A 20,916-nucleotide genomic window follows, 5' to 3' on the forward strand; every position below is an offset into this window, starting at 1 on the left:
ACCTACTCCCCAAACTCACCTTGAACACCATCATATTCCCAATTTTCTTGCAATACGCCCTTTTGAACAGAACAATGAAACTAGAGGGCCATTATTTATTACAAATTAAATAGCCATGTTTAGCCGGGTTAAAGTGGATATAATCGATATGGACTTGCAAGTCTGATTCATCACGTATTCGATGCTCCCAAAACCGACGTTGCTATAAATGAAAACCTAGGATACGGCCCTTTGGGCCTACTCCTAGGCTATGCTGGCTGAATTTCTGCTAGATTTAATATTAATTTAATAAATATGATCTAAAATAGTACAATAAGTTATATATTTGGAAATTATATGTTTGATTCGTATCGTAATAAATTAAGGGGCATTATCCAGAAAAATCCCACGATTGATGGTAGGAACTGCTTGTTTGAACTTTGTATGCGCCTGATTACCGCTTCGCATAATATAACTAATAGTGAAATTCTTAAACAAAAATTTATAGATGAGCTTAGTGAGATTATTGAAGTAAATTTAAAGGATATTAAGAAGGAAGAATTAATAACGATTAAACAAGAAATCTCAAATTGGCTTGATAATACAGATAAACCTATTCCTTCTAAATTAATGGAAGCTTTAGTAAAGGGAAGTCCTGAAGAAACAATGGACGATTTAGTAAAGGGAGGTCCTAAAGAAACAAAAGATAATTTAATTATTCAATTAAATAGAATAAAAAAGGCTACTATTTCTGCTGACGATAAGAAATTAGACTCAAAAAATACCTCTACACCTCTTCGAATTAGCTTTTTAGGGGGTAGCGCTTCAGGAAAAACAGAGCTTATTAAACAATTATCAAACCAGGTTAATCCTGAACTAAATCACGCCTTTACTAAAAACCATGAACCTACTATCGGTATAAGCCGATATCAAGTAAAAAATACACGGGAGGCTTTTGAATTTTATGATATACCTACTGAGGAAAGATATAATAGCTTTGTAGATGCTAATCTTAAACAATCGAATGCCGATTTAGTTGTTGTTTGTGTAGATAGATTTAATAATCTATCACTTGAGGGTAATAATGGTAGTTGGGGGGCTGAGCAATATATTCAGAAAGTTCGGCAAGCTGCAAATAAAGGTGCAGAAATTATCCTTGTTCAAACTAAAACAGATTTAGAAGCTTCAGGGCAAGATAAGACTTGTATTACTGAAGAACAGATTAGAGCATTTAAAGAAAGATACGACATACAGGGAATTAAAGTTAGTGCGAAAACTGGAACAGGTATTACAGAATTATATTCTTATCTGACTACAAGAAGAGATAAAAAAATGGCAAATCTTCTTACTGAAGAAAAACAACTTTTAGAGAAAGTACGAGATAAACACAGTATACTATTTAATAAGGATAGACAATGCTCTTTTTTTGGAAGGCTTTACCGCACAGAAGTAAAAGAAACCTGGACTCTAGAGCAATATATTAGCCATGCAATGGATAAAAATAATAGAACTAGAGAAGTATTATGTCAAGACCTTAAATGGCTTGATAAGCACGGTAAGATAACTAAAGAAGCACCTGAAATAGTTCGAGAAATATTTAACAAGCTAACTGAAGAAAAAGAATCTAGTAATAGAGTATCTTATAAGTAGAGCACCTGGTCAAACCAGAACAAGCGTAGGTTGGGCCACTCGGCCCACAATATTTACTCCCCAGCTATCACCTGAGTCTCAGCGAGCCTCTCACTACTTCAGTCACACGGTAGTTCACCGCTTTTTCTATCTCTTAAATTCACGTTAAAAAAATAAGTAGCACCGCATACGTATGCTCGTCTGTAGCGCATTGTTGAGCTCTGTCTATTCCGTTGGGTTTGAATTTATAGACTTTGGGTTGAATTGACAAGCTTTTGTTGGGCCAGGGGGCCAGCCTACGAGTTTATATTAGATCTAACCAAGTGCTCTATTTAAAAACTATAAGATTTATGTTTTAACTTTAACCTAATAAATTATTTATAGATCAACTTATGACACATTTATGCCACAACTTAGCAGGCGTAGCCTGGGAGTAGGCCCAAAGGGCCGTATCCCAAGTTTACATTCACCACGCTTCCTCTCCAAACTCACCTTGAACAACGTCACATCCCCAATTTTCTTACACTACGCCCTTTTGAACAGAACAATGAAACTAGAGGGCCATTATTTATTACAAATTAAATAGCCATGTTTAGCAGGGTTAAAGTGGATATAATCAATATGGGCTTGCAAGTCTGATTCATCACGTATTCGATGCGCCCAGAACCGACGCTGCTATAAAGGATAGTTTTGTTTCATTTTTCGAAATGACTCACCCAGTAGGTCAGTATGGCAAATTAATAATTTTAATTTCCGCTTTCTCAAGGCAAGAGTAAAAAAATAAGTACCATCAGGCATAAAATCCCTGCGAAAATAAACCATCATTGCTTATGAAATTGGATTTCCTGTAAATGGAATTTCATAGAGATTTGTTAAATCTACGAAAGTAAAATGAAAACCTGGGATACGGCCCTTTGGGCCTACTCCCAGGCTACGCTAGCTTTTCTATTTTGGTCCATATCTCCTGTAATTACTTAGCGTGTCATTGGTTTTCCTCCGTTTCTTACTTCAATGGAAGTTTACAAATTTAATCCAAATTTGAGACCTTAAATTGAGAACACGCCATATCCTTTATTAAAATATTTTAAACAAGTTAATTTTTTCTTAATGTTAACCACTTACAATGTGATTAATTTATAACATTTGGTTATTAATTATGGTAGAAATATCATTTGGACAAGCAATTTTACTTATAATTGATTATTATAAAAATCAAAAAAATATGGACTTAAAAAAATTATATCTTGATGGTATAACTTCAAAAAATGACTTACAATTAATTCAACATTTATTAAAAAAAACCAATTTAAATCAGCAGTACAAAATTTCAATTAATGCTGAAATAATCAATGAAGATCCAACCAGAAGGTATTTTGAAACCCATTTAGCCTTTGAAACACTTTTAACTTCTATAGATAAAATTGATTTAGATGATCTCACTCTTTATTATGATGCATTATACAAACTAATTCCCCAAGATGATCAAATTAAATTTGATAATTATCTTTGTGGCAAGGTTCCAGCATACGATAATCTTATAGCAAACGAATATATGGATGCTTTCTATAAATTAGCATCAAATAAAAGCTATCGTGCTTTTTCTGAAAATGAAAAAAATAAGTTATCTTTAATATTTAGATGTGCATGGATAGGCACATTATTAGCTAAATTACCGGAGATACCTCTTAATGTATATAATGTAGGTTTTTTTTCTGAGCAACAACGAGGTCGACTGATAAAAGTAATCGAAGCGTCTGCTGAAACTCATGGAAAAAACTTCCAAGTTGGTTACTATTCCAATCATTTTGGATTAATGAAAAGTTACATGCCTGTACCTAAAAATGACATCATTTTTACCAAAAAAGGATTTCCTTTTATTAGGCCACCTGATAGAGTCAATTTTGATTTAAATGCTGCTTGGCCGAAACAAAATTTTTCGTCTCTAGTTCATCCATTTTCATGTTCTATATCTGGAACAATGCTATGCCAAATAAGATGCTTAAAAAAATTACAAGAAAATGGTCAATTACCTTTTCATAATTCAGATAAATTTATCCCCTTCTTACAATGCTTTATTTCTAGTTTATTATTCAATAGCGGCGGCCATAGTTTCAATGAATTTTTATCAGTTTTAAAAATACCTAAAATAATTGAAGAATTTGATTTTATTGATGATTTTCCAAAAATAAATATTATAACATTATTATTTAATAACAACGAATTACAATTTAATAGTGCCTTAAATAATACTATAGTTTATACAAAAGCTTATCTTGCAAAAAAGCAAATGCACTTTGAACTATTGGAAAGGCCACAAATAAATTAACTTTTATTTTAGATATTTATTATCTATAACTTTAATTCTTAACTTCCTGATACTTTTACGATTTATAAATAGTGTAATTAAAAATTTATTTTTATTAAATGGGCGTGCTCTCATTTCATTTAAGCCAAATATAGGAACAAGCAATAAAAACCATAACCTTAAAATTATGGGCTAACTTTTCAAGCCCGGTAAAAATGCTACGACACGTTTAAGTCCTGCAAATAAATTTTCAACCCCAGCCATCAATTGAGTCTTGACGAGCCTCCCCCTACTCTAGTCCTTTGGTAGTTCGCTGCGCTTAATAAATTGACGCAAACTAGAGTATTGCCAGTCAATGGTATGGGTAACGTAACCATGCTTGACCGGGTTGTAATGCATGTAACTGACATGATGGATGTAATCCTGCTCATCCCTAATTAAATGCTCCCAGAATCTTCTTTGCCTATCCCTCGCTCGTTTTTATTTCTGCGACTTTGATTGATGGCCTCGATAAGTCTTATTTGTTTTGAAAACTCACCATTAATTAAGTTCCAGCGTATCGAATAATTTGAATCGCCTGCAGGCAAAGTCATAATCATATGGGGATGGTTTGGCAGGATGACAGCGGCATTTATTTTATAGGGATGATTTCGTCTTACTTTCTGTAATGACGCTTTTAAGGTATTTATTTCATTTATTAATAAATTGCTTTTACTATTTTTTAAATTAACTGTAAAAAAATAAGTGGTACCACATGCGTATGCTCGTCTATATCGCATTGTTGGACTCTTTTTATTCCTTTGGGTTTTGAATTTATAGAATTGGGGTAGAATTGGCAAGTGTTAGGCCAGGTGGCCTGAGGGATCCTCACCTTTTTCTATCCATGAGGATCCCCCAATTATTTCGTTGAATATCCTCGATATTGATCTGAAACTTGATACGTTTTCTGATAACTTGACAGCCTAAAAAGAAAAAGGATAAAACACGCCGATGGCGATAAGAATTAGCCTGAAAATCATAGTGTAATTTAAGTTTTTCAGCAGTATATCCAACAATCCAGGCAATGAAAGTGGCTAGTGCAGCAAGTAAGAGCCAAACGATATAACGCTTCACGTTAAGTGTGACATTTTCATTTAAACTCAAGCCATAGTATTGGCTTTTAGTATCGCGAAAGCTTTCTTCGATGGTCATCCTCAGTTTGTAATAGTTAATGATAAGTTCTTCGATATGATTTCCAGTTAAAGAAGACGTGAGGATCCAAGGCTCACTATGACTTTTAGCCTGCTTACGTGATTGCTTATTGGTTAAGATTTTTCCGGTTTTACCGCGATGCTTTCTTCTCTTGGCTGGTTTTTTGTAAAGATATATTTTTGTGGTCAAGGGATTTGTTTTAGCAACAATGACCGAACCGGCTGCTTGTGGTTTACTGGTGGCGTGCTCAAACAGCGCCGATAGGGGCTTAAAACCTGTTCCGTCATCATAATGAACAGCGCCATTTAAGCGGCCTATATAATTCCATCCTAGGGCAAGAACTGCTTTAAACCAGGGATTCTTAAATCCCGCATCCGTAACAATACAGGGTTTAGAGTCAACAGATACTAGTGATTTTAGACGAGAAAGAAACGTTTGATGGACCTTCGTATTGCCTTCTTTTGATTTAGGGTGCACTTCTTCATAAACCGTGATACTCCGTCCTTGTGCAGCCAAAGAAGCTCTCAATAAACAGTGTTCTCCTGCCCTAGTCAAATGACTGCCAGGGATACTCGACCAGTCCACTATCAAAAGAGGTGTCAGCAGGCCGCTCATTGCATGGTGACTAATCGCTCGATAAATCGCTATAGATTGCGTTTGATAAAATGGATTTCCTAAAAATCTATCAACACGATTTATGCCAGAACATTCTTTCCCCTTTATTTTTATATGCCTTCCTAATAAAGTAAGTTTAAGCGCTTTACAGTCTATAACTCCCTCTACCAATATAGATAAAGTAGTTATTCGGGTTTTATGAATTGTAGCTTTTAATAATTGATGTACAATCTTGGAAACATGCATCGCTTGACCTTGGCTTAGTGTTATTCGCAACAACATAAGATCATATCTCGCTTTGCATGTCATCTATTTTCAAAAAAAAACTGAGGATACCTCAGGCCCGGTGGCCCAACCTACAAGATCATATCAGATCTAACCAAGTGCTCTATCTAAAAAGCACGTCAAAAATGTTTTAATTTTGAACTAAAAATATAATTATAGGGCGATTTATAAACACATTTATGTCATAATTTAGGTAAAAACCAAGTACTCTAGAGTAGCAATTTAATAGTAACTTATTGATTTTAATATATAAAAATGGCGCGCTCGGAGGGACTCGAACCCCCAACACCTTGGTTCGAATCCGAAGGCTTTAATTTAAAAATATTTATTTTTCAATAACCTGCGATGCATGAAATTCTTGAAAAACAGCGTAGTGCTGCCACAGATATGCCACAATTTATGACACAAATGAAGCTTTAAAGAGAGTGCTCATACTTATTAGGTGTTACTATCCTGGCTCAATAATTGTATCAAATTAGGATGTACAAATAACTTTTCTTTACCAACCGCAATTTCTTTTAGAATTCCAATTTCACATAATTTCTTTAGATAAACAGAGCCCGTTTGACGCTGAGCAATTCCTGCTTCAACAAGGTTATGAATCCGACAATAGGGTTGTTCAAAAATAATATGAATTAATTCTCTGCTATAAATTTTTGGCAATTTCTGGCGAGCAAAATTTATTGTATATTCTATTAGCTTCCGGATTCCATCAATTTTGTGATAAGTAAATTGAGCTGTTTGCTTAACTGCCTCTAACATATAAAGTATCCACTCTTCCCACTTATTATCCGTAGTTACAAGATTTATTAGACGATAATATTCTTTTTTGTGACGCACAATATAGTGACTAAGATATAATATAGGAAGTGAAAGAAGTTCTTTTTCTAATAGAAATAAAATATTTATTATACGGCCTGTTCTTCCGTTACCATCCAAAAAAGGATGAATGGCTTCAAATTGATAATGAGCTACTGCCATGCGAATAAGTGGATCTAAATCATCTTCCTGATGAAGAAATTTTTCCCAATTAGATAGTAAATCTCGAATATGATTCTCACCCACCGGCGGGGTATAAATTGTTTCCCCTGTCGTTAAATTGGTAATTGTTGTACCTGGTATTCTTCGTACATCCATTTCCTTATGTTTTATTATTGAACAAAGCGTTGTGGCTATTCCAGCATTTAATGGTGTATTTTGTAGTAATTTAAAACCATGATAGAGGGCTGTCCGATATCGCAATGCCTCTTTAGTTGCAGAATCAGCATGACTATCTACTTGTGAAAATTGAAATAATTTATCAGTAGTGGTCATAATGTTTTCAATTTCAGAACTGTCTTTAGCTTCTAATAAAGGCAATGTGTTAATTAATAAATTTTGATTAGGCAACAACTCACCAGCTTGTTTAAGCTCAGCCAAAGCAGCTCTAGCCGAGATACAGGCTTTTAATATACGAATATTTTCAATTTCAGCGTTAGGTGGTAAATAAGGAAGATCATTATAGGGTTTATTAGGATCAAAATTCATGTTTAAAAATTGTTAGATTATCGACATATTATTAGTATATGTTGATTTCATCGACATATCTATAAAATATGTCGATGAATTTCTATTTTTTCGACATATGTACTTCTTGTCAATTTATAAATAAAGACCATTTCCTTCTACAGCTGAAGCGCCAAGGCTGGGACTCTATGTGGAAGTAAAATGAAAACCTGGGATACGGCCCTTTGGGCTACTCCCAGGCTACGCTGGCTATAATCTACGAATTTTTTGCTACTACTTTTGCATCCTCTTGCTGGGACAAAGGATGCTCATCAACACTATTTGCTGCCAAGATTGGATTTACAGTAGGTAAATCTATCTTCTTTGCCCGCTTAGAGTCTTCGGTTAAAGGTACTAGAGGGATATCATCTGCATTAAAGTCAGAAGCAGGTTGTCTTGAAGTCTTTCCTTTGGTAGTAGCGTTCTTGCTCGCTTGCGGCATTGAGCGTTGATTATTGGTTCTACCAGTGCGTTCACTCGCAGAGGGTGTTCTTGTTTGCGCTAAGCTTTGATTATTGGTTTTACCAGTGCGTTCACTAGTAGAGGGCATTCTTGTTTGTGGCATTGAGCTTTGATTATTAGTTTTACCAGTGCGCTCACTAGTAGGGGGCGTTCTGGTCTGCGGTATTGAACTTTGATTATTGTTCTTATCAGTGCGTTTCTTACTAGCATCAGCCGCTTTTGATTGAGACACTGAGTTTTGATTATTGTGAGGCATATTCGCCTGATTTTCATCTTTACTCGTTTTACTTGCCCAATTTTTAATAGCTGCAATACCTTTTGAAACACCTTCTTTAATAGCAGGAAGACTAGCACCAATTGTAGCGCCCACAGCTGCCCCAATTAGTGTAGCACCTGGAATTGGAATGAAAAAACCAATAAATGCACCTACAGCTGCACCTAAGCCTCCTCGTTTCTTGACCTCAGGCGATGTTATTTTTTCAATTAAACTTTTCATCAATTCGGTATCTTTTGCACCGACAAGTCCACCAATCACGCCACCAATAGCTGTACCAATACCAGGAAAAAATAAAGATCCTATAAGAGCACCGACACCTGCACTACCTAAGGTTTTAAGTATATTCCCTTTATTATCCGATACCGTATTCTTTAAATCCGATGAGTTTTCAGCAGTTGCTGAACCTCTTTCACGTAATTTATTCCATAATTTACTAAATATGTTGGACTTATCCGCCATCTTAAACCTATTTAACAAATAGTTATCTATTTATTATATTATTTTTTTCGATTACGTGTCTTTGTAAGACAAAATATTACAATTTTTTATCAATTGTTGACTTAACGTGCTGTTACAAAACCATAAAAGTTGCCTAAACATAAATTCAGCAAGTGCAAGTCGGGCCACTCGGCCTGAAGTATCCTCAGTTTTTTGAAAATAGGTGACATGCAAAGCGAGATATGATCTTATGTTGTTGCGAATAACACTAAGCCAAGGTCAAGCGATGCATGTTTCCAAGATTGTACATCAATTATTAAAAGCTACAATTTAGGTAAAAACCAAGTACTCCAGAGTAGCAATTTAATTATAACTTATTGATTTTAAAGGATAAAAATGGCGCGCTCGGAGGGACTCGAACCCCCGACACCTTGGTTCGAAGCCTGATGCGTTAATTTAAAAATTATTATTTATCAATGGCTTGCGATGCATCAAATTCTTGAAAAACGGCTTAGAACTGCCTAAAACAGCGCAATACTGTCACAGTTATGCCACAATCTATGGCACAGTAATTTACTAATTATAAAAGAATTTTTTATCGATATGGAACAATAAAAAACTAAACTTAGCTTAGTATTTGTGTACAATTTATAATGCTTGTCCTGCAATTCTTGTTTCTAAATTAGTAGGAACTATAAATACAAAGGCTTTCCCAATTTTTTGCTTAATTAATAACCCTAACTCACCTAGTTCCAATAAATCAGTTCTTGCTGTTTGGTAGGTTATATTGTGGGATTGGCGATGAGTTTCAATTAAATATTGAGTCTTTGGATGCTTTAAAGCATGCATGATAAGAGCAATTTGTCTATGATTAAGCTGGTTTTTTAAAGATTGATTTGTATAGATTAGCTTCTCAGTTTCTCGAGTTTTTCTCCCTTTTTCATTTATAAATTCATGTAAATATTCAATCGCTTTTAAAATAATATCCAATTGTTGAATTGCAAAATAAGTTACATCGTTACTGTCTGTTTCTGTATGAAGGTAAGCTAAGGCATACCTAATTGGACTTTTTTTAATGATTTGAGATATAGAAATAAACTCCATTAACCAATAACCCTGATTAGCCATGGACCAATAAAATAATGCACGAGCAGTTCGTCCATTTCCATCTTCAAAAGGATGATCATAAGCTAGCATAAAATGTAGTAAAATCGCCTTTATAACTGGATGAAGAAAAAATTTATAATCATCTTCTTTAGAGTTGGCAAAATCGCATATTTTCTGAATTCGCTCGTCCAATTCATAAAAATTTGGCGGTACATGTAATATTTTATCTGTATTATCCCATATTCGAATATCGTCTGATTTTCTGAGACAACCAATTGCCTTGGGATTGTCTAATGTATCCTTAGTAAGAGTTCCTTGGAGTTCTAAGATAATTTCTTTCGTAAGAGGAATATCCCTAACCTCTCGTACAAATTGCATTGCCTCATAGTTATTGAAAATCATCCTCTCGCTAAGGTTAGTAGGTTTTCTCCTTGCTCGTAACATTTCTTTAGCAATCTGCCGTGTTGTAGATGCACCTTCTAATTGACTTGAAGTAATTGCCTCTTCAATCAAGGATTGAATTACATACGTATCCCTAAGATTTTTATTAATAGTTAATGTAGGGCTTTGAATGCTATTTCCAGATAAGCGATCAATTAAATGAAGTTTTTGTTGCATTATATCGGGAGTTGCTATCACAAAGGGATTTTTATATTTATCTTCAAATGGTAATTTTTTATATAAAGCTGAACGAGCAATCTTTATAAAAAACCACCATTGTTCCGATGTTAAATTCAGAGGAGGAGATAAATGTCTTATTTTGTCCCAGTGTAAATATTCTCCTTGTTCTGTCGTTGCTTGAATAGACCTTTGCGCCTCTATAAATATCTTTGTAGCAGAAGGATCCTTCATTAATTCTTTAATGCTTTTCTCAAGATTTGGGGGCGATAGAGGTATTTTCATTTTATTTTAAGTTAAATACTAATTTAGTAAATATTAGTAGATTATTAGTATTTAATAAATACTTAAATTACTAATTTATCATTTATTAGTAGAATATTAGTATTTAGCAAAAAGAGCGTATAAAACCTAAGCTTACAAAAGCCTTTAGCCACCAGCGTAGCCTGGGAGTAGGCCCAAAGGGCCGTATCCCAGGTTTACATGCACCACTTCCCCAAACTCACCTTGAACCCCATATCTCCAATTTTCTTGCAATACGCACTTCTGAACATAACGATGAAAACTAGAATAGAACCATTCTTTAGCTAAGAATACATATCCATTTTTAACAGATGGAATTTTAGAGTGGTTTGTTAAGCTATGGAAGGAAAATGAAAACCTGGGATAAGGCTGCTATGTCTTCGGAATAGACCCTATTGTGTGCCGCCTGTCCTTTAAGGCTATGTAGTTGATTGCTTAGTTGAATGACTTGCGCTTTGAGCATATCTAATACTTTCGTAAGCTCTCTTAGTTCTTTTTGTTCTACCGTGCTTGACTGATAAAGGCGCGGTGCCATTCGTTGACCAAATTGGGCGATGATTTTTGCATCAATTGTGTCGTTTTTATTGCGTGCCAGAATCGCTCTGGCAAAACTCTTAATTTGGAACGGATTAACGACACTCACCCGTATCCCTTTGTCTACTAAGAAATCAGCTAATCCTTCACTGTAGTGACCCGTGGCTTCCATACACACCCAAGGTGATATTGTATATTGCTCAAGCCAGTTAAGAAATGCTTTATATCCTTGTTTCCTATTAGGAAAAACAGCATGTTTATAGCGGTTATTGGTGCCTAGGGCGCTATCAAATTTCTCTTTAGCGATATCAACACCTACAAATTCATACTCACTCATGCTAATCTCCAATAGCTTTAAAAATACTTGAGGTTAGTTTATCGTTGACCAAGCTTGTGAATACAGGCTCACTTTTGCGGAGCGGCCTAAGATACTGTGCGGTCGATTGATAAATGGGGAGAAGGTCCTAATCTACGTGACAGGCTCTAAGCCTTGCCTGGATACAAGATCGCTTCTCCCATCCCAAGTGCCCTTGAGATTAAGCTTTTTCGCTTGCTTTTTAAAGATACAAGCCTGGGTGCAGGCCCAAAGGGCCTTATCCCAGGTTTACACTGACCATGCCTACTCTCCAGCACCTGGGACACCATCATACCCTAATTTTCTTGCAATACTCCCTTCTGAACATATCAGCAAAGAGAATGCCAATATAGTAGGGATAGATGTTACTTCAATTGCAAGGACGTACGGTCGGTATAAGGCTTTATAGACTCTGTACTCGTTTATATTTTCCATTTTGGCAAGTTAACGATAGAATCCTATTTTAGGCACAATAATAATTAACACTAAAGAGGTGCATGTGTCGGATGTCGTAATATATACAGCTAAGGATGGACAGGTTGAATTAGATGTTAACCTGGCTAACGAAACTGTGTGGCTTACTTTGAATCAAATGGTACAACTATTTGGACGTGATAAATCAGTTATCTCTCGACACTTGAGTAATATATTTAAAATAAATGAATTAGATAAAAATTCAGTTGTTGCAAATTTTGCAACAACTGCCTCAGATGGTAAAACTTACCAAGTTGATTACTATAATCTTGATGCCATTATTTCTGTTGGCTACCGAGTAAATTCTAAAGAAGGCGTTCAATTTAGAAAGTGGACTAGTAACATATTAAAAGAACATTTAATTCGCGGTTATACAGACAATGAAAAACGGTTAAATCAGCAAGGCATTCACGAGTTACAACAAACCGTTGAATTATTGCAGAAAACACTAATAAACCATGAATTGGTTAATGACCTAGGCCAAGAAGCCATTCAAATAATTTTAGCCTATACTAAAGCTTGGGATTTACTTTTAGCTTATGATGAAGGAAAACTCAAGTTACCAACAAAAGGCAAACAAACGTCATCCAAGTTAACTTATCTAGCAGCCTTATCAGCAATTGAGTCTTTAAAACAAGAATTACGTACGCGTAACGAAGCAACCGAATTGTTTGGTAAAGAGCGTGATGGTGGGCTGGATAGTATATTAAATAACATCGAACAAACTTTTGATAGCGAACCTTTATATGGCACACCAGAAGAAAAAGCAGCTCATTTGTTATATTTTATCATCAAAGATCATCCCTTCACTGATGGAAATAAAAGAATTGGAAGCTTTATGTTTTTGTTATATCTTAAATCACAAAATTTGCCGATTAAATTCAATGAAAATGGTTTAGTAGCACTTGCTCTATTAGTCGCAGAGAGTAATCCAAGTCAGAAAGATATCCTCATTCGATTAGTTGTTAATCTGCTAATTGATAAACCTTATTAGAACGATTAACCTTCCTAACTGCCTAAAAAAAACGGCGTAGCATGGGAAGAAGAAATTGTTAGAATGTGGCGTTTTACTAAAAATAACGGCATCACTGAGGGGTTTCATCGTAAAATGAAACTCATTCAACGACGGCTTTGAAAATTATCGTATAAGAGTGAAAGTTTTATGCGGTTGATTATTGTGCCCCCTAAAATGGAGAAGACCCGAAATAAATCCAACACAAATTAAACTCAGCTCAACCATTATAACCCTTATTTGCTTATTTATACTGGTTTATTCCTCTTTCATTCTCCAATTTTTAAGCACAAACTAGACACCTTTAAGCACTTTTTGTTGGTTTCGCGTTATGGGTGTAACGGCCAAATGAAAACCTAATGCGTGTAAAATGTCATTAGTATTTCTTAAATAGGGGTTGCCATTACTAGATATAGTTTTATATAGGCTATTTCTGCCTTTTAACGTTTTCTCTGATAATTTGGTCATGCCGCCATGGGCTTCTACAACATGTCGTAATGCTTCTAAAAATCCATCAATATCACCATCATCAAGTGCTGCATTTAAATATCCAGCTGCCTCAGCAGGATCTTTCAAGGTTTCCATTAAATAATCATGATAATTAATACTCTTAGCCATGATTCTCTCCTAAATAATCTTTTAGATATTCTTTTGCCAATTTTATGTCCTTACTCTGCGTTTTCTTATCGCCTGCACAAAGTAAAAGGACAATCACGTTATCCATTTCCGTATAATAAATACGGTATCCAGAGCCAAAATTAAATTTTAATTCGCTTATACCATCACTTAAAATTTTATACTCGCCTAAATTCCCCAGCATAACTCTAGCGAGACGCGACTGTATACGGTAACGCACCGCTGTATCCAACGACTCAAGCCATGAAATAAAAGGACAATCACCATTTTCCTTTTGATAGATTTGAATTGTTTTTCTTCTTATTTCTTTCATAAATTAATTGTATCCCTTAAGATACAAAATTGCAAGCAACCTACAGGTTTACATTAGATCTAACCAAGTGCTCTATCTAAAAAGCACGCCAAATATGTTTTAATTTTGAACTAAAGAAATATTTATAGGGCGATTTATGACACATTTATGCCACAATTTAGGTAAAAACCAAATGCTCTAGAGTAGCAATTTAATTATAACCGATTGATTTTAAAAGATAAAAATGGCGCGCTCGGAGGGACTCGAACCCCCGACACCTTGGTTCGAAGCCTGATGCTTTAATTTAAAAAAAATTATTTTTCAATAACCTGCGTTGCATCAAATTCTTAAAAAACAGCCTAGAACTGCCTAAAACAGTGTAGCGCTGTCACAGTTATGACACAATTTATGACACAGTAGTTTTATGATAAGAACCTTTAAAGAATTTCATTAAACTGCTATTAGATTTGTTCAAAATATTGAAAAAAAGCATCTCTAATTGATTAATATAATTATCATAGTTAAACTATTAGTCTACATATTGCCTTAAAAATAAACTGAATTTTAAATAATATTGCTCCAGGTGACGTCATACTCCAGTCTTGGTCAGATGAAAAAATATCTTACTGCTAAGCAATGTCTAGGCCTCATCCCACTTTTACTTAAGCGTTTACAAAAGTTTAAAGATAGTCCTATTGCTTCTCTAAAAATCATCTATCTTGGGCAGGAAGAAATCGTTACAATGTGCCGCTTTAATAAACATAGTTATTTTTCAGATAATATAGGTTAATTATGAATCAAGAAGAACTTGCGGCGCTATATAGTCAAACTATTAATGAGAATATTGAATTAATAAAAAATAATGCAGATATCAAAGAATTATCAATTAAAAAGCCAGAGGATCCTGATTCCTTGCTTCGCGGGTATACCATTAGCGAGTTAAATTGCCTAGCACTAGGCGAGGCATTAGCAAAGAATACAACTCTTACTAGCTTGGATTTATCAAGTAACAACCTGTCCCAGTCAAATGCCAAGTATATTTTTCAGGGGTTGATAAACAATAGAAGCCTACTTACTTTAAATTTGGCCCATAATGATAATTTAGATTTTAAACATCAAGATTTGGCCAAGATGTTAGAAGAAAATTGTGCGTTACAAAATATTAATGTCTTAACGTCAGCGAAGTGGGATTACTATAATCATAAAACTGAAAATGGCTTTGTATGTACCGAGTTTTTTGTTAAAGCTTTAGAAAAAAATGACTCTATTATTTCGTTAGAGATGGGAAATAATACATCAAAACAATATCAGTCTATTCTTGACCTTCATTTAGAAAGAAATAAAAAATTCTATCAAGCGTTATTGAGTGTAGAGCAATCACTAACAGCTTGCGAGAATAACCTTCAAAATTTGCTAACCGATTTTGATGAAAACAGATTAGCTTTGCAAATTAAGCGCTTAGATGACATATCAGAAAAGCTTTTTATTGATTATGCTAATAAGCGTCATGCAAAATTATTTGCCTTGCGCGATAAATTTTTGGCCTGTCAATTTAAATATGCTTGCATGGCTCAAGATTGGACTAAAGCTGATGAGTTACTTAAAGAAATATCTTCTCAACAAGAGAAATACAATTTACCTGAACTACTCTTTTTTTATACTGAAACGTTAAGTTCTCTTACCACAATGGATTCTTCAATTATGTCTTATGTGCGTCTGTCATTATTAGAGCCAATAAATGAAGGTTTTCCTGATGCAAAGCAGTTAGTTTTACGTTTATATGCTGCACTACTTAAACTTACTCCTGGTGAAAGTGAGTTATCACTACAATCGATGCAATTAAAGTCACCTAGTGCTTTTCAATCAATCTATCAATTAATTCAGGTATCACAAGATTTACCCTTATCCTGGCGAGCTCGCTTCCGGTATTTTGAAGAAAAAATGCATATCAAAAACCTAGAAAGTATTATTGAAAAGCAATCTGCTGAAATTAGTCATTTAACTCAATTGGTAACTGCGTTAGCAACAGCTGTAAAACAGAATTTAATGCCTCAAAGTAGTGAGAAAGAGGTAAAGCAAAGTGTCAGCCATTCTAATTTTTTTACAAAACCTATTTAGACCGAGACTGCCAAACACGCTGTTTTCTACAACTAAAACTTTATTAGTAGCTAATACAGTTTCGGGTAGGCCAGGAGTTTCATCCTAATTAAAATCAGTTACATAATTTATTAAAAATTCTAATGGCATTAAATAGCCTGTTTGCTTGCAAACAGGCTACACTTCTAAAATTTTATGACACATCTAGGCCACAATTTGCGTAACACAAAGCGTTGGTTGTCCCCGCAAATGGGAAAGACCCGTCAAATGGTATCACTGAAGGCTTCCATCGTAAGATGAAGCTCATTCAACGACGTGCCTATGGCTTTAGAAATTTTGAAAACTACAGAACCCGTGTTAAGGTCCTCTGTGGGTGATTAAAGCTGCCCCCCTAAATGGGAAAGACCCTTAAAAATTTTGAAAATTATCGTATAAGGGTCAAAGTGTTATGCGGTTGATTAATGTGCCCCCTAAAATGGGGAAGACCCAAAAAGCTATTCCTGTTCCACTCAATGATGATGTCATAGCTATTTTAAAATCGCGAGAGCTTCAACATCCTCAGTTTGTATTTACTTATCAAAATAAAAGGATTAATAAATGTAGCACTCGAGCCTGGTCTAAAGCTTTAAAACGTGCAGGTATCAAAAATTTTAGATGGCATGACTTAAGGCATACTTGGGCTAGCTGGCATGTACAAAATGGAACCAGTCTACAAGAATTACAGCAACTTGGTGGCTGGTCTAGCTTTGATATGGTATTACGTTACGCTCACCTTTCTGGTGATCATCTTCGTAATGCTGCAAACAGGATCAATAACTTAGGGATTGTTGTAGCAAATACTGCTTATGGCTCAGCGCGATAGAAAAGTGTTACAAATTTGCTACATCTATTTTTGTAATATATTGAGATTCTAACTAAGTACTTGATTTTAAATACAAAAATGGCGAGCTCGGAGGGACTCGAACCCCCGACACCTTGGTTCAAAGCCTGATGCTTTAATCTAAAAATACTTATTTATGAATAGACTGCGATGCATCAAATTCTTGAAAAACAGCCTAGAACAGCCAAAAACAGCGTAGCACTGTCACGATTATGTCACAATTTATGACACAGTTTTTTTATAACAGTATAAGAATTCTAGGAGTTGCGAAAAATAGAAAAATGAACGATAATTATCTCAAGAAAACCCGTCAAGGCTATGCTCATTTGAGTATCCTCAAACCGACGGGTTACTTTTTTATAATGTCTCTAAATGAGTAACAAACCATTTAAAACAATTGAGCAACAAATAGAGTTATTAGTTAAACGAGGTTTAATAATTAACAATGATACTGCTCATTATTTACAACATCTAAATTACTATCGCCTTTCAGGTTATTGGATTCCCTTTCAAGAGGATCTTAAAACTCATAATTTCAAAAAAGGGACTACCTTTTCAAGTGTTTTGAATTTATATATTTTTGATCGAGAGCTGAGATTGTTACTTTTAGATGTAATAGAACGCATTGAGGTTTCTGTTAGAACCCAATGGGCCTATCATTTTGCCGAAGATTACGGGCCAGAAGCTTATTTTAATTGTGAACTAAGTAAAAATAGATATTGGCATGCTCAAAATTTAATAATTCTAAAGAAAGATATCGAACGAAGTGATGAGCTTTTTATTAAACATTTCTTACCCGACAATCCGCCTATATGGGCTATTTGTGAAATAATCTCATTTGGCCTTCTTTCAAAATGGTTAAAGGATCTAAAACCTAGCAAAACCAGAAATAAAATAGGTAAAATTTATAACCTCGACTATTCTGTATTAATTAGCTTTATTGAGCATTTAGCTTATTTACGTAATTTATGCGCTCACCATAACCGGGTTTGGAATCGAAGGATGACTAAAACTTTAACTATTCCTATTTCAAAACCACATAACTTAATTTGTAATTTTGAGCAAGAAAGCTCAAATAATATAATGAAGGAAGCATCAAGAAAAATATATAATACTTTAGTAATGATAATTTACTTTTTAAGTATAATAAGTCCTAATAATCATTTTAAAAATAAGTTAATAGATCTAATCACCGAACATTCTATTGATGTAAAAATGATGGGATTTCCGATAGATTGGAAATCTCGCCCTATTTGGAAAATATAGTAGAGTAGCTACCACACGAACAAATTTTTAATGTAGGTCAAATTTGCCCTCTCTTGTCTTATCTAATTCTTCAACCTCAGTAGAGGCTAGCTCACTATGTCTTGTTTGAGCCATAGCATCTCTAAATCGCTGAGTAGGTTCTCGATTTACTAACGGCGTTGAGACTAAATTCACTCCTGCTTCTTGAGCAACTTGCTGAAAAAGTTGTTCTGGATTATCGCTAAATTTAGGATCGGCATAATATACATGGTTAGCTTTAGCATCCATGACATAGGATTCAACAGTTGCAGCAACTAACCCACTGGCCAAATCCTTATCATCGCTATCATTATTAATAAAGACGGTTTCTGTCATTTGGGTAGAAGGATCTATTCGTAAGTGTGAACTGATCCCACGCGCTCCGCCATTATGATAATAAAAATTTTCACCCATTGAATTCTTGCCCATCATGATGCCAGCTGAATAATAAATTTCTTCACCAGAGTACATTCTAACTTTTAAATTTTCCAAAAGAGATTCATATTCCGGCGACTCTTGAATGCGCCTCATAACCAAATAGGCAAATTTATCTAGTTCTGCTGGTGTTGCCCACATATTTGCTCCCGCGGGGCTAGAAGCAATTTTTATAGTTGTAGCAAATTGACTATTTGTTGCCGGATTTTTAGATTGAGGCTTATCTCTAGTAATGGTTATAGCATTAGGTGCTAAAATGAGTTCATTGACTACATCCCAATAATTTTGATGTTCGCTTACAGTTTTACCTTTATTTGCAGCTTTCTCAATCACCTTACCTAATACAACATAGCCCACATTACTATATTTAAAGCTACCCACGTTTAACGAATCCGGGTTATCAATAAATCTTACAAAACTATCTAAGGATTTGAATTGAGGATCTTCCTGATTTGGATCATTTAAAGCAATATTATATTTTTCAGTATAATTGCCCATACCTGCAGTATGCGTAAGTAACTGTCCCACGGTAACAGTTTGAAATTTCTCTTTATTTGGAAAACCTTCGGGTAGATAATCATATATCTGATCGGTCAATTCTAACTTACCATTCTGAATAAGTTGTAACGTAGTAAGTCCAGTTAACATTTTGCCGATTGAGCAAATATTGTGTGGTGTATCCATTTCAATATTCGGAGCGTCAGAACTGAGTTGCCCGTCAACTTTACCATTACAAGTAGAAATAACTACTTTTGAATCTTTGGTTACCAAAACACTACCCGTTAATTGACTTGCTTCCAAGAAGCTTTTTGTAATTGTATTCATATCACCCCTTACCCATGAAGGCGGACAAGGCTGATTTCCTAAGGATGATTTAATATCACGGATGATTTTCCAAGGGGGAATAGTTATTTCAGAGTCAAAAACAATCATTGCATAGTCATGTATATTTATTCCTCGAAGATCACTGAGTTCGCTGATAACTTTCACCTATAGATCCGCGGGATGAACTAATCTAGCGCCTAACAAATCTGACGCGCTGATATCGAGTGATTTAGTTGATAAATACAGTATTTTTCCCAATTCATTCACCTAAGAATCTTTACACATTATACCTATCGTCTAACTTTAGCTTAAATTCAAGAAGGCATGGCAATTCAAGGAAAGCTAACTTTCTATTTCCTATCCGTTGGGCCTTGGACCACGAATATTAAATGGCGTAGGAGCAGTTAATTTATTTTCCTCTGGCATAGTTTCTGCCGATTTACTAAAAGTAGATTGTTGACATTCATTTTGCTGCTGTTGCAAAGGAGCCGCTTTATTGGGCAGTAAATTCTTATCAATTAATCGTTGAATAAACAAATCATAATGTTGTGGATCAGAAATTTTTATGGAAAGAGTATTGCGATCTCGTGCAACTTTTATCGGCTCGACTTGCAGTTTTTTTTCAGTTAATTTGCTCTTAAAAAGTATCAATTCATTTTCGATTGCGTTAAATAATTCATCCTGTGCCTTTTGCTCCTCTTGTGATAATTCTCGGTTACTTCGAAACACTAGTGAGCCGCTCTCCATATCAAGAGCAATACTTAATAACGCATTAGGATCAGTAAATTTAAGCATTAAATCAGCACCATCTACCAAACTCCAAGGCACATTTTGAGTAAGAGATTGAGTAATTGAAGTAGCATTAGCAGTAATTTTTGGCATAGGTAATATGCTTTTTGCACACGATGTATCATCATTTGCAGTGCTATGAGAACTACCACTTCCTCCAGCTCCGTGGCCACAACAAATTGGTGAACCCATTGCACGACACATACCACAGGAGTTACTTTCTAATGCTCGTACCCTATCATCTTTTTTCATATCCGATTTTGAATCATAATTTGACATTTATTAAACTCATAGTATTCTCTTTCAAAAATCATAACAAAACAGATATATCATTTTTTTAAGTGATAAAATTTTTGCAGAAAATTTACATTTTACTCTTATAATGTACAATTTTATTCTTTTGAAGATTTTTCATAAATTTATGGTTAACCTTTTGGGTGTAGATAAGCTGCAATATCAAAATGCGCTAAAAACTAGATCAATAGGTTTAAATTCCCAGAATAAATTTAACTGATATAAATTATATTTTTCATAAAAAAATTTACAAGA

The 20,916-nt window shown here is 34.7% G+C and carries 16 protein-coding genes and 2 pseudogenes; 8 read left to right on the top strand and 10 right to left on the bottom strand.

What is annotated here, in order from left to right; translation table 11 throughout:
- The first annotated feature begins 336 nt into the window (after positions 1-336).
- Together DYE47_RS11635 and DYE47_RS11645 are read left to right on the top strand one after the other, a co-directional pair.
- Entirely contained in the window at positions 337-1,629 is a 1,293-nt protein-coding gene (locus tag DYE47_RS11635) for an ADP-ribosylation factor-like protein (RefSeq protein ID WP_115303448.1), read from the top strand.
- A gap of 1,135 nt (positions 1,630-2,764) precedes the next feature.
- The gene (locus DYE47_RS11645) at positions 2,765-3,934 is read left to right on the top strand and encodes a hypothetical protein (protein WP_115303449.1); all 1,170 of its coding nucleotides are present in this window, start codon (positions 2,765-2,767) and stop codon (positions 3,932-3,934) included.
- 416 nt (positions 3,935-4,350) lie between these two features.
- On the opposite strand, the gene DYE47_RS11650 is transcribed toward DYE47_RS11645, so the two are convergent.
- From DYE47_RS11650 to DYE47_RS11675, 6 genes are all read right to left on the bottom strand, one after another.
- Positions 4,351-4,692, bottom strand: a complete 342-nt coding sequence (locus DYE47_RS11650; protein WP_242604192.1) for an REP-associated tyrosine transposase — start codon at positions 4,690-4,692, stop codon at positions 4,351-4,353.
- Between the two features lie 88 nt (positions 4,693-4,780).
- A complete protein-coding gene (locus tag DYE47_RS11655; protein ID WP_165482036.1) occupies positions 4,781-6,001 on the bottom strand; it encodes an IS4 family transposase in 1,221 nt (406 codons plus the stop codon).
- Positions 6,002-6,442: 441 nt separating this feature from the next.
- Positions 6,443-7,531, bottom strand: a complete 1,089-nt coding sequence (gene fic / locus DYE47_RS11660; RefSeq protein ID WP_115303451.1) for a protein adenylyltransferase Fic — start codon at positions 7,529-7,531, stop codon at positions 6,443-6,445.
- A gap of 235 nt (positions 7,532-7,766) precedes the next feature.
- Positions 7,767-8,747 (bottom strand): DUF456 domain-containing protein, encoded by a 981-nt coding sequence (locus DYE47_RS11665; RefSeq protein ID WP_115303452.1) that lies wholly within the window; start codon positions 8,745-8,747, stop codon positions 7,767-7,769.
- Positions 8,748-9,374: 627 nt separating this feature from the next.
- A complete protein-coding gene (locus tag DYE47_RS11670) occupies positions 9,375-10,685 on the bottom strand; it encodes a Fic family protein (RefSeq protein WP_207385179.1) in 1,311 nt (436 codons plus the stop codon).
- 406 nt (positions 10,686-11,091) lie between these two features.
- Entirely contained in the window at positions 11,092-11,625 is a 534-nt protein-coding gene (locus tag DYE47_RS11675; RefSeq protein WP_115303454.1) for an IS110 family transposase, read from the bottom strand.
- A 517-nt stretch (positions 11,626-12,142) separates the two neighbouring features.
- Here DYE47_RS11675 and DYE47_RS11680 point away from each other — a divergent pair.
- Both DYE47_RS11680 and DYE47_RS11685 read left to right on the top strand, forming a co-directional pair.
- The gene (locus DYE47_RS11680; protein ID WP_115303455.1) at positions 12,143-13,111 is read left to right on the top strand and encodes a virulence RhuM family protein/type II toxin-antitoxin system death-on-curing family toxin; all 969 of its coding nucleotides are present in this window, start codon (positions 12,143-12,145) and stop codon (positions 13,109-13,111) included.
- 42 nt (positions 13,112-13,153) lie between these two features.
- Positions 13,154-13,289: pseudogene (locus tag DYE47_RS11685) on the top strand (transposase); the annotation flags it as partial.
- Positions 13,290-13,423: 134 nt separating this feature from the next.
- Here DYE47_RS11685 and DYE47_RS11690 read toward each other — a convergent pair.
- Together DYE47_RS11690 and DYE47_RS11695 are read right to left on the bottom strand one after the other, a co-directional pair.
- The gene (locus DYE47_RS11690; RefSeq protein WP_115303456.1) at positions 13,424-13,747 is read right to left on the bottom strand and encodes an addiction module antidote protein; all 324 of its coding nucleotides are present in this window, start codon (positions 13,745-13,747) and stop codon (positions 13,424-13,426) included.
- Positions 13,740-14,078: a type II toxin-antitoxin system RelE/ParE family toxin gene (locus DYE47_RS11695; RefSeq protein ID WP_115303457.1), complete on the bottom strand. Its 339-nt coding sequence runs from the start codon at positions 14,076-14,078 to the stop codon at positions 13,740-13,742. The genes DYE47_RS11690 and DYE47_RS11695 overlap by 8 nt, the downstream gene beginning before the upstream one ends.
- Before the next feature lie 771 nt (positions 14,079-14,849).
- Between DYE47_RS11695 and DYE47_RS11705 the strand changes: the two genes are divergently transcribed.
- The 4 genes and pseudogenes from DYE47_RS11705 (at position 14,850) to DYE47_RS11720 (ending at position 18,300) form a co-directional block, all read left to right on the top strand.
- Positions 14,850-16,175: a leucine-rich repeat domain-containing protein gene (locus DYE47_RS11705; protein WP_115303459.1), complete on the top strand. Its 1,326-nt coding sequence runs from the start codon at positions 14,850-14,852 to the stop codon at positions 16,173-16,175.
- A 242-nt stretch (positions 16,176-16,417) separates the two neighbouring features.
- Positions 16,418-16,531: pseudogene (locus tag DYE47_RS11710) on the top strand (transposase); the annotation flags it as partial.
- Positions 16,532-16,608: 77 nt separating this feature from the next.
- On the top strand, positions 16,609-17,016 hold the full coding sequence (locus tag DYE47_RS11715) for a tyrosine-type recombinase/integrase (RefSeq protein WP_278043847.1): 408 nt from the start codon (positions 16,609-16,611) through the stop codon (positions 17,014-17,016).
- Between the two features lie 390 nt (positions 17,017-17,406).
- Positions 17,407-18,300 (top strand): Abi family protein, encoded by an 894-nt coding sequence (locus DYE47_RS11720; RefSeq protein WP_115303461.1) that lies wholly within the window; start codon positions 17,407-17,409, stop codon positions 18,298-18,300.
- A 27-nt stretch (positions 18,301-18,327) separates the two neighbouring features.
- Here DYE47_RS11720 and DYE47_RS11725 read toward each other — a convergent pair whose 3' ends face one another.
- Complete coding sequence (locus DYE47_RS11725; RefSeq protein WP_131750070.1) at positions 18,328-19,743, bottom strand: serine hydrolase domain-containing protein; 1,416 nt, start codon at positions 19,741-19,743, stop codon at positions 18,328-18,330.
- A 192-nt stretch (positions 19,744-19,935) separates the two neighbouring features.
- Positions 19,936-20,646 carry a hypothetical protein gene (locus tag DYE47_RS11730; protein ID WP_115303463.1) on the bottom strand — a complete coding sequence of 237 codons (711 nt, stop codon included), beginning with the start codon at positions 20,644-20,646 and terminating at the stop codon, positions 19,936-19,938.
- Positions 20,647-20,916: the final 270 nt, after the last annotated feature.

The organism is Legionella beliardensis, from assembly GCF_900452395.1.
Classification (GTDB): domain Bacteria; phylum Pseudomonadota; class Gammaproteobacteria; order Legionellales; family Legionellaceae; genus Legionella_C; species Legionella_C beliardensis.

Excerpts from the sequence above, each read along its gene's own strand:
- DYE47_RS11635 (WP_115303448.1), top strand. The coding sequence starts at position 337 with ATGTTTGATTCGTATCGTAATAAATTAAGGGGCATTATCCAGAAAAAT.
- DYE47_RS11645 (WP_115303449.1), top strand. The coding sequence starts at position 2,765 with ATGGTAGAAATATCATTTGGACAAGCAATTTTACTTATAATTGATTAT.
- DYE47_RS11650 (WP_242604192.1), bottom strand. The coding sequence starts at position 4,692 with ATGCGATATAGACGAGCATACGCATGTGGTACCACTTATTTTTTTACA.
- DYE47_RS11655 (WP_165482036.1), bottom strand. The coding sequence starts at position 6,001 with ATGTTGTTGCGAATAACACTAAGCCAAGGTCAAGCGATGCATGTTTCC.
- fic (WP_115303451.1), bottom strand. The coding sequence starts at position 7,531 with ATGAATTTTGATCCTAATAAACCCTATAATGATCTTCCTTATTTACCA.
- DYE47_RS11665 (WP_115303452.1), bottom strand. The coding sequence starts at position 8,747 with ATGGCGGATAAGTCCAACATATTTAGTAAATTATGGAATAAATTACGT.
- DYE47_RS11670 (WP_207385179.1), bottom strand. The coding sequence starts at position 10,685 with ATGAAGGATCCTTCTGCTACAAAGATATTTATAGAGGCGCAAAGGTCT.
- DYE47_RS11675 (WP_115303454.1), bottom strand. The coding sequence starts at position 11,625 with ATGAGTGAGTATGAATTTGTAGGTGTTGATATCGCTAAAGAGAAATTT.
- DYE47_RS11690 (WP_115303456.1), bottom strand. The coding sequence starts at position 13,747 with ATGGCTAAGAGTATTAATTATCATGATTATTTAATGGAAACCTTGAAA.
- DYE47_RS11695 (WP_115303457.1), bottom strand. The coding sequence starts at position 14,078 with ATGAAAGAAATAAGAAGAAAAACAATTCAAATCTATCAAAAGGAAAAT.
- DYE47_RS11705 (WP_115303459.1), top strand. The coding sequence starts at position 14,850 with ATGAATCAAGAAGAACTTGCGGCGCTATATAGTCAAACTATTAATGAG.
- DYE47_RS11720 (WP_115303461.1), top strand. The coding sequence starts at position 17,407 with ATGAGTAACAAACCATTTAAAACAATTGAGCAACAAATAGAGTTATTA.
- DYE47_RS11730 (WP_115303463.1), bottom strand. The coding sequence starts at position 20,646 with ATGTCAAATTATGATTCAAAATCGGATATGAAAAAAGATGATAGGGTA.